Source organism: Deltaproteobacteria bacterium (assembly GCA_005879795.1).
Lineage (GTDB): Bacteria > Desulfobacterota > Binatia > DP-6 > DP-6 > DP-6.
In genome coordinates, this window is sequence record VBKJ01000061.1 from 1 (window position 1) to 9514 (window position 9514).

General features: G+C 70.1%; 8 protein-coding genes. 1 reads left to right on the forward strand and 7 read right to left on the reverse strand.

Going from position 1 to position 9514, the window contains the following annotated elements:
* Positions 1 to 707: 707 nt before the first annotated feature.
* Positions 708 to 1184: a hypothetical protein gene (locus E6J59_03225; GenBank protein ID TMB22731.1), complete on the reverse strand. Its 477-nt coding sequence runs from the start codon at positions 1182 to 1184 to the stop codon at positions 708 to 710.
* 231 nt (positions 1185 to 1415) lie between these two features.
* Here E6J59_03225 and E6J59_03230 point away from each other — a divergent pair, with 231 nt between their 5' ends.
* Positions 1416 to 3440, forward strand: coding sequence for a tetratricopeptide repeat protein (locus E6J59_03230; GenBank protein ID TMB22732.1), 2025 nt, complete (start codon positions 1416 to 1418; stop codon positions 3438 to 3440).
* Between the two features lie 40 nt (positions 3441 to 3480).
* Here the strand turns inward: E6J59_03230 and E6J59_03235 are convergent, their stop codons facing one another.
* Genes E6J59_03235 through E6J59_03260 form a run of 6 tightly spaced genes read right to left on the reverse strand, consistent with a single transcriptional unit; the run spans position 3481 to position 8949 of the window.
* The gene (locus E6J59_03235) at positions 3481 to 4620 is read right to left on the reverse strand and encodes an NAD-dependent epimerase/dehydratase family protein (GenBank protein ID TMB22733.1); all 1140 of its coding nucleotides are present in this window, start codon (positions 4618 to 4620) and stop codon (positions 3481 to 3483) included.
* The gene (locus E6J59_03240; protein TMB22734.1) at positions 4443 to 5375 is read right to left on the reverse strand and encodes a sulfotransferase; all 933 of its coding nucleotides are present in this window, start codon (positions 5373 to 5375) and stop codon (positions 4443 to 4445) included. The genes E6J59_03235 and E6J59_03240 overlap by 178 nt, the downstream gene beginning before the upstream one ends.
* Before the next feature lie 13 nt (positions 5376 to 5388).
* Complete coding sequence (locus E6J59_03245; GenBank protein TMB22735.1) at positions 5389 to 6819, reverse strand: DUF4915 domain-containing protein; 1431 nt, start codon at positions 6817 to 6819, stop codon at positions 5389 to 5391.
* Positions 6552 to 7316, reverse strand: a complete 765-nt coding sequence (locus E6J59_03250) for a glycosyltransferase (protein TMB22738.1) — start codon at positions 7314 to 7316, stop codon at positions 6552 to 6554. The genes E6J59_03245 and E6J59_03250 overlap by 268 nt, the downstream gene beginning before the upstream one ends.
* The gene (locus E6J59_03255; protein ID TMB22736.1) at positions 7238 to 8164 is read right to left on the reverse strand and encodes a 1-deoxy-D-xylulose-5-phosphate synthase; all 927 of its coding nucleotides are present in this window, start codon (positions 8162 to 8164) and stop codon (positions 7238 to 7240) included. Before E6J59_03255 ends, E6J59_03250 begins: the two co-directional genes overlap by 79 nt.
* Positions 8164 to 8949 (reverse strand): transketolase, encoded by a 786-nt coding sequence (locus E6J59_03260; GenBank protein ID TMB22737.1) that lies wholly within the window; start codon positions 8947 to 8949, stop codon positions 8164 to 8166. The genes E6J59_03255 and E6J59_03260 overlap by 1 nt, the downstream gene beginning before the upstream one ends.
* Positions 8950 to 9514: the final 565 nt, after the last annotated feature.

The following is a 9514-nucleotide window of genomic DNA, read 5'->3' on the forward strand; positions in this document are numbered from 1 at the left end:
TGACGCAGGTTTCGGTACCCGTGAAGGATACTGCGAACTCAACAACCCGGGCGACGTCAGAACGGAATGGCGGCTGGAGACCGATCTGCTGGTGAGAAAGACATTCGAACTGCCGGTCGGAACGACCGATGTAGTAGTGTATGTCGCCGTCGACAACGACGTGCAGGTTTTCATCAACGGCTACGATATCTCTGACGGGCTTCAGACTCACGAGGAATGCCCCAGCCTGGACAGCTTCACCTTTGCGGTGCCCGACAGCCTCTTGCAAGTGGGCACCAACTTGCTCGCCGTGCGCGCGAGGGATCGCGGCGGTCTCGCGTACCTCGACCTCGAAGTGACGCGACGAGCTCGACTCAGACTGGGCTGAGCTCAGGTCGGGCCCACTTTGCCGCCCTCCGGATTATGCCGACTCGGGCCCGGAAACCAGCGTCGGAGACAGGGGTCGCCTCACGGGTACGGGCTCGGCGACCACCCTAACTACTTCAGCGCGGCGAAGGCCGGGCGGGCGCCCTGGAGCACGAAGGCATTCGCGGTCGAGACGAAGGTGAACGACGGCTGGCGCATCACGTCGAGGTCGATACAGGCACGGCAACGCCGCAGCACCGTCGCCGTGCAGAACATGCCCCTCATGCGGGGCGCCGCCCGGTGCACGCCGTCCCACGGCTACGTCTGCCGCTCGGTTACCGCGCCCCCCGAGAGGGCGCAGCCTACAGCGGCGGCTGTCGGATCTCGAAGGGCCGCGTCCCGCCGACGACGCCGTCGAGCAGCAACTCGAGCTTGTAGCGGCCGAGCGGCCACCCGCCGGGGCGCGCGGCGGCGTGGAACGCCACCACCGTCCGGCCGGTCGGCGTGATCTCCTGGCTCGACTGCTCGAGGACACCGCCGCCGTCGGTCAGCCAGCGCGCCTGGAGCGTCGCGCGCGGCGCGTTGCCCTCGACGATCACCGACGCCCAGACATCGTCGGTCGGGATGAAGAGCATCGTGGCGTCGTGCATGGTGCTGTCGGGGTTGACGGAGCGGCCGATCTCGATCGAGGCAATGTGCGGCATGCCCGCCGCACCGGGTGGGGTCGCGGTGGCGGCCGCGGCGGCGGTGGGCGGCGGCCCCTGCGGGGCGCCCTTGTCCGACGGGCCACAGCTGGCCGCGATGACGGCCAAGACGAGGGTGAGCAGCGGGTCACGCATGCCGCCAACCCTTAGCATACTTGGGGCGTGGCCGCCCGCCAAGGTGTGAGGAATGAACGCATTCGGTGCGCTCGTCCTCCGGAGGATGCGTTCTAAGAGCCCAGCGGGAACCTGGTCTCCATGGTGGTGACCGCCTACTGCGAGGAGCTGGTTCCCCAAGGCACTTCGGCTGCGCATCTGTCGGCTGCGCATCTTGACACCCCGCGCTGCGGCCGCTAGCCGCACGCGGAGATGCGCGTGCACGTGCTCGCGGCCGCCGTCCTCTTCGCCGTCGGCTTCACGGTCCGGTGGTGGCTCCGGCAGGGGCTCGTCCTGGGCGACGACCCGCAGGAATACGGGGCGCTCCTGGGCATTCTGACCAACGGCCCGATCTGGAGCGACCAGCTCCATCAGCGTTTCGCCGGCTGGCTCGCGAATTACCTCGCGTTCTGGCTCTTCGGCGTTTCGGAGTCGGCGTTCCTCATGCCGACGGCGCTCCTCACCTCGACCTTCGCCATCATGGCGTACGCGCTGCTCGTGCGCTGGGGCTACGGGCGCCTGCGCGCCTTCCTCGGCGGCCTCCTCGTCGCGGTGGCGCCGTTCGAGGTCACGCTCGGGTCGCTCCGTGCGAACGACTCGTATCTCGAGCTCGCGATAGCGCTCGGGCTGACTTCGCTCGTCCTGCTCGAGGAGCGCCCGGTCTGGCAAGGGATCGCGCTCGCCGTGTGTCTCTGGTTCGGATTCTACGTGAAGCTGTGGGTCGTCTACGCGCTCCCGGCGCTCGGGCTCTACTACCTCGCCGGACGGCGGTGGCGAGCGGCGATGGCGTTCGCCATCGCGAGCGCGGTCATCCATGGCGCGACCTCCGTCTTCTGGAAGGCGAAGCTCGGCACGTTCATCCCCTTTCTCTCGCACCACGCCGTCAACTATCCGGTGCCCCGCGCCGACCTCGCTGACCTCTTCCTCAAGTATCCGCGACTCATGTTCGTGGGCTCGTCCGAGTTTCCGACCACGCTCTGGGGGTGGACGCCGCACCTCCTCGTGGCGCTCTTCGTCGTGAAGCTCGGGGGCCGGGCGGTCCGTACGTGGCCCGAGAGTCTCCGCTTCGATCGCGCCGACGGCCTGCTCCTCGCGTGCTGGGGCTCGTTCTTCCTGCTGCTCGAGTTCTTTCCGAACGGGTTCCGGCTCGACAGGTACTACTCGGTGCCGCGCATCTTCCGCTACCTGGCGCCGATCTCGTTCCCGATCGTGCTTCACGCGGCAAAGCTCGTGCTCGACCTGACACGGGTCCGTGCGAGCGGGCTCTTCGCCGCCGGCGTTGTCACCCCGGTCCTCGCGCTCTACCTGGTGCAGAGCCTGGAGGCGACGGGCCCGAGCCACGTCTACCGCGAGAACCTACGCGCAGTCCTCCACGACGTCGAGGCCGCGAAGCCGCCCGTGCTGCTCGCCGAAGCGGTCCTGGCGAGCTACTTCCGCGATCTCTACTTCGATCCCGACGCGCAGGAGACGGACGTCGTGATCCAGCACGACGAGCATGAAGCGGCCGACTACGAGCGCTGGCTCCACGAGCACGAGGACACCCTCCCCGACGGCACGCTCCTCGTGACGGGACTCGCGAGCTTCGTGCACTACGGCGCGCACATCGACGGCTACCGGCTCGCGTGGTTTGCCAAGCCGCTCGGGCCGCAGTGGAAGCTCGTCCGTGAGTACGGGGTGCTGTCGTACCTGCCGCGGCCCGAGCCGGCGCGCCTCTGGCGCCTCGAGCGCCCGGCGGGCGCCCGTCCGCCCGTGCGACACGACGAGCGCGAAGACCTGTCGTCGCTCGAGGGTCTGGACGACCCGGCGGCGCTCCGCGCGGGCGGCATGGCCCGGTACGAGGCGACCGACTATCCGGGAGCGCGGAGATTCTTTCGAAAGCTGGTCGCCATGGATCACCCCGCGGCCGAGGACGCCGCCTTCTTCTATGCAGCGTCGTTCTTCCGCGAGGATAATTGGGCGCGGGCCCGTCACGAGTTCAAGCGCCTCCGCCGTCGATTCCCGCAGGGCCGATGGCTGCCCGCGGCCTACTGGCACATCGCCATGTGCGAGCGGAACCGCGGCCACACCGGCCGCGCGCGACGCCTGTTCGCGAGCGTCGTGCGGCGCTTCCCGGGCGATCCGACGACGGTTCGGATGGCCGAGGAGGGCCTCGAAGAGCTCAGGGGGCGGCGGGGCGGCGTGCTGGTCGAGTGGTGGCACGCGCTCGGGCGCCGCATGAGCGCGGCGGCCACCGGATAGCGGCCGGCGAGGTACCCGGCTGACGGCGGCATCTGCCGCTTCACGGGTGAGCGCGATAGCGCTTCGTCCACGGCCCCTGCTCGCGCATCCAGGTCACCATGCGCCGAAACCCCCGCTCGAACGTGTAGCGCGGCGTCCAGCCGAGGGCGCGCTGGATCGCACGACTGTCGGATCGCCACACTGACGTATCCCATTGCCGGTTCGGCATGGAGCCCCACCGCGGCCGCTCCGCGACGCCGAGCACGCGCCGTGCGACCGCGACGACCTCGCGCAGCCGGGTCTGCGTGCCCGTGCCGACGTTGAAGACGGGCCCGGGCTCCGGATGCGGCGTGGCGGCCGCTCGCACGAACGCGTCACACACGTCGTCGACGTAGACGTAGTCGCGCGCGATCCGCGGCTCGACCAGTGCCGGCAGCCGCCCGGCGAGCCCCTGCACGATGAGCGTCGGCATGAGGCGCCCCGGCTCCTCCCACGGACCGTAGACCGAGTAGAGCCGAAGCGTCGCGATGCTCACCCGCTCGCTGCGTGCGGTGAAGCGACAGAAGTGGGTGGCAGCGACCTTCGCGATGGCGTAGTGGCTGTTCGGCTCGACCCACTCGCGCTCCGTCGGGGCCCGCTTTTTGAACCCGTACTCGGAGGACGAGCCCGCGTTCACGAAGGCGTCGAAGCCCGTGCGCAGGCACGCGCGCACCAGGTTGACCGTGCCGAGCAGGTTCACCGCGAGGATGCGGTCGAGGTCCGTCTCCCAGGAGTACGCGCCGTGCGCGGCCAAGTGAAAGATCCATTCGGGCCGCGCCCGCCGCACGACGCGCTCGACCGCCGCCCGGTCCTCGAGCGATGCCTGGTGGAGCTTCACGTCGTCCCGAATGCCGGCGAGCCGCCAGAGGCTCCGCTCGGGCCGCACGACGAGATGCACCGCGTGACCGTCGGCCAAGAGACGCCGCACGAGGTTCGCGCCGACGAAGCCGGTGCCGCCGGTGAGGAGGACGCGCCGGCGCACGTTCACCTCCGGTCGAGGAAGCCCCCGTAGTCGAACGTCTCGAGATACTGCCAGGTACGGGCTCGGATATCCTCGCGCTCGGCGGGCGAGAGCCGTTCGGCCTCGGCCCGGTTCGCCTCCGGCGTCGGTGTGCGGATCGTCCCCCACGGATAGACCGTGCCGAGCGGGTTCCCGTTCCACGAGGGTTGCCGGAGCGAGTCGGCGGGGCCAACGCCGAGCTTCGCGAGCACCGGCGCGAGCGTGCCGACGGAGTCGCGCATCACGTCCTCGGCGCGCACGATGTGCACGCGGCCGGGGAAGCGCTCGCGGTAGAGAAGCGCGCAGTACTGGTTCAGCGTCCAGCCGAGCATGTAGGTTTCGAGCGGCAGCGGCACCGGACGCCGCTTCGTGTCGGCGTACGCCGACCAGGGGTTCCGCACCACGTGGAGCACGTGCGCGTTCGGGAGATCCGTCATGATCTTGTCGGTGTCGACCACGATGATCGGGCTGTAGCCGACCCAGACCTGCTCCTTCGCGCTCCGCTTGTAGTCCTTCCACACGTCGAAGGTGGCGCGGAAGAAGGCCGCCACGTTATTCGCGCGCGACCGGCCGGTGGAGTTCACGAGCTCGACGTAGCGCGCCTTTCGGTCGTCGTCGGAGAGCTCGAACGGCCAATCCCGGAACTTGCTCACGTGCGGGGTACGCGCGCGGACCTTGCCCTCCTCGTCGATGATGAGCTGGTAGTCGCCCGCCGGCGTGCCGTCGAGCGGAAACGCTGGCCAGCGGTACTTCACGGGGAACATCGACGTGAGATGGTCCTGCACGAGGCGCGTCCCCACCTGCGACTCGAAGGGGTAGACGAAGAGCTCGGGGTGGCCGTCGAGAAAGCGGTGGGTCATGTTCCCGCCGTTCTCGTACATGGCGCCGAGCATCAGCAGGCGAAAGTCCTGGGCCATGGCGTTGCGTCTCCTACTCCGTGACGAAGCCGTAGAACAGCCCGCGCTCCCACTCGGAGCGGCGGCGACCGAGCACGATGGGCAGCCCGGCCGTCCATGCGGACGGCACCGCCTCGACCGCGAACACCTGGTTCCCGGTCGGCCAGACGAGACTCCCGAGCGTCCGGCCGGTCTTCGCGTCGAGGGCGTGGACGCCACAGGTGCAGCGATCGGGGTCGAGTCCCGGCGCGTACTGCCGAAAGCGCGGCAGGACGTGCGACGTCCCGACGAACAGCACACCGCCCGCGAACGCGAGTCCGCGCGTCCAGCCGCCCGGTCGTGCCACCGGCTCGAGCCGGCCGCCGTGACAGATGCCGACCTCGCCGTAGCCGCTGTTGTCGACCCACAGCGCCTCCCGACGCAGGCGCGCGGAGTGCGGGCGCGTGAGCCCGCGCACGACGGGTTCGCGCGTCCGCCCCGAGAAGATCACCCCGCGACGATCGACGCGGAAGGCGGGGTCTCCGGGCCGGACCCGTCCCACGACGTCCGCGGACGCCGAGAAGAACGAGTCGCGCACCGTCGCACCGGCGGCGATCGAGTTCAACTGGAGATAGTTCCGGTCGAGCCGCGCTCCGCCGCGCCGCTCGACGCAGCGGGGCCACCAGACGGGCGTCGCCGTCCCGTCATCCTCGAGGCGCACGACGGCGTTCTTGCCGACCGCGTTGCCATGCAGCACGCCGCCGACCATCGCGAGGTCGTGGAGGTACGTCCCGCCGGGCAGCATGCGCGTCCGGACGGGAACGAGGGGCCGCGCCGCAAGACGCACGGGCGGCTCGCCGACGTCGCGCGGCGCGGCGACGGCCGGCACGAGGTCGTGGACCTGGTTGGGGTTGCGGGTGCTCGCGACGTGGACGACGCCGCGAAGTCGATCGACGGCGATGCCTGAGGGATGTGGAAGCGGCAGGTACGAGACGATGGGCTCGGTCGCTCCCGCGTGGAGCGCCACGAGAAGATGTTCGTACTCGCGTGTCACGAGCAGCGTCACGGCCGTCTCGGCGAGCGTCTCCCAGAAGCGGCCGCGCGTGCGGTGACGGAGCAGACGCTCGTCGATCCCACTCGCGTCCGGCCAGAGCATCGCCACGGCGCGGGGATCGCGCCAGGCGCCGTCGGCGCGAGCGTGCAAATGTTCGCGCGCCATCATCCCGCGTCGTGGCGCATCGCCCATGCGCCCCAGTACATGCGAAACGCCGAGGCGAGGTTCGTCGTCGACTTCCCACCGTGGCGCCGGGACGAGAACACCGGTACCTCGAGCATCGGATAGCCGGCCTCGCGACAGGTGCGAACGAACTCGGCGTCGATGAGGTCGTCGTCGCGACGGAGTCGGAGCAGGCGATCGCACGAGCGCGGAAAGACCTTCGGGGTGCCGTTCACATCCCAGCACGAAAGGTCGAAGAGCGCACGGCATTCGAGGTTGTAGAGAAGCGATCCCAACCGCCGCGACCAGTGCTCCCGGATCTTGCGGTTCGCCTTTACAACCGTGTCTGGATGCGTCGCCGCGTACAGGATCGTCAGCGTGAGCTCGGCCGGCGTCGTCCGCGCCGAGTTCGTGTAGCAGAGGAGATCACCGGTCGCCCGGGCGAGACCGGTCCGCACCGCCCGCCCCCAGCCGCTGCGCGCAAGCGGCTCGCTGCGCACGTGCGGCAGCGTGGCGGCGAGCCCGGCGCACACCGCCTCGGTCGCGTCCTTCGAGCCGTTCGGGACGAGCACGAGCTCGTGGCGGAGCGGCATGCGGCCGAGCGCCGCGGTGTACTCCTGCACGACCTCGCCGATGTGGTCCGCCTGGTTGTGCGCCGGCAGCACGACGGAGACGAGCCTGTCGGGCGTCACGCGCGTGCGCTCAACCGCTCGAGAACGGTCGCAACGATCGCATCCGCCGAAAGACCATGGCGTCGGTACAGGAATGCCTGGCTACCGATGCGGCCGTCGGGCTGCTCGTGGACGCCCCGACGAGCGAGACGGCAGTGCAGCCCCTGCTCCGCGATGACCTCGGCCACGAGCGAGCCGAGACCGCCCGAGACGTAATGCGCCTCGAGGGTGAGCACGAGCGGCACGCCGGCGAGCGCAGCGCACAGGTCCTCGGTCGGCGGCGGCTGCACGCTCGCCACGATGAGGACGCGTGCGTGCACCCCGCGTTCGCCGAGCGCGTGCGCGGCGCCCACGGCTTCGCTCGCCACCGACCCCATGGCCACGATCGCGACGTCCGACCCCTCGTGCACGATCTCCGCCCGGCCGAGCCGGAACCGCCCCTCGAGCCCGGCGACGACGGTCTTGTCGTCCTTGCCGATGCGGTAATAGACGGGGCCCGGAAGATCCCAGGTCGCGCGGAGCGCGGTCGCCATCTGCCGGTGATCGGCCGGTGCCACGACCGTCATGCCCGGCTGCACGCGCATCACGCCCACGTCCTCGAGCCCATGGTGGGAGAGCCCTTGGGGGCCGTACTCGAAGCCGCCGCCGACGCCGACGATCCGAACCGGGAGGCGATGCCAGAGGGGGCCGTTGCGGATGAATTCGTAGGGGCGGAGCGTCGCGAAGGTCACGATCGAGTACACAAACGGCACGTACCCCGACTCCGCGAGCCCGGTCGCGATGCCGACCATGTTCTGCTCCGCGACCCCGACGTTGAAGAAGCGGTCCGGATGCCGCTCCATGAACGGCTCGAGCGCCATGTAGCCGAGGTCCCCCGTGAGCAGCGCCACGCGGCGATCCTCGTCGGCCAGCTCGACCAGCGTGCGGACGAACGCGCCCCGCATCAGCCCGTGGCGAGCTCGGCGAGCGCCAAGGCGTACTCGGCGTCAGACATGGGCCAGTAATGCCACTTGAGCTGACCCTCCATGTACGAGACACCCTTCCCGAAGACGGTGCGCGCGACGAACACGCGCGGCGGACCGCTCGCCGCACACGGCGCCGCGAGCGCGGCGCGCAACGCCGGACCGTCGTGCCCGTCAATCTCCCCCGCGTTCCAGCCGAACGCGCGCCAGCGATCGACCAGGGGCGCGAGCGAGAGCACGTCGGCCGTCTTCCCGAGCGCCTGCTGGCCGTTCAGATCGACGATGACGGTGAGCCGCCCGAGACGGTGATGGGCGGCGTACATGACCGCCTCCCAGACCGAGCCCTCGTTGCACTCGGCGTCGCTCACGAGGACGAAGACGCGGCGCTCCGAGCCCTCGAGGCGCGCCGCGAGCGTGGCACCGACGCCCAGCGGCAGCCCGAATCCGAGCGAGCCGGTCGAAAAATCGATGCCGGTGAGCTCCCGATCGGGGTGGATGCCGAGGTGGCTCCCGTCGCCGCAGTACGAGTCGAGCGCCGCCTGATCGAGCCAGCCGCGGAGGAACAGGGCGGCGTAGACGGCGAGCACGGCGTGGCCCTTCGCCAGCACGAAGCGGTCGCGATCGTGTGCCCTCGGCGCCGGCACGCGGAGCACGCCGCCGTACAGCGCCGCCACGATGTCGGCGACCGACAGGGCCGAGCCGATGTGGCCCACGTTCGCCCGCTTCGACTGTTCGATGACGATCCGCCGGATTGCCGTTCCCGTCATGATGACTCGGCTTGCGTTGGGTGTAGGCTGCGGCCCCCACGCTGTCAATGCGCAGCGCTCCGATCCCGTCGGACCGCTGCACCTTCATGCTCTCGATGTCGGTCTCGAAGCTGACCGCTGCTCCCCTACCTGACCCCCACGGCGTACGTCGTCACGGCCATCGCTGGGCCGATAGCGACCCCCAGGGTACTTCCCCTCCGCGGCGAGCGCGACCGGCCGAGAGCCCCCGGCACGGTCGTCCCGGGCGCCAGGAGCCCGCCCGGCGCCCCTCGGCGTCGTACACCGTCAGGAGGGACGTCATGTGGGTGAATCGATTCACACGCTGCGGACCCTCTGCTTGCTGCGCGCCGGCATCCTCACCCCACCCGCAGGGCCGGGCGACCCTCGATGTCGGCTCTGCCCCTGGGGTCGCCGACCGCTTCGAGCGCCTCGACCGGCTGTTGGCGGCGTGAAATTTTGTCACATCGAGGTTAAGTGACCGGCATTGGCGCTAGCTGGGCCCGCGCTAGCCGGGCTAAAAGGTTGGCTCGCCGCCACTGTGCTTCAGCCGGCGGACGAATGGAGG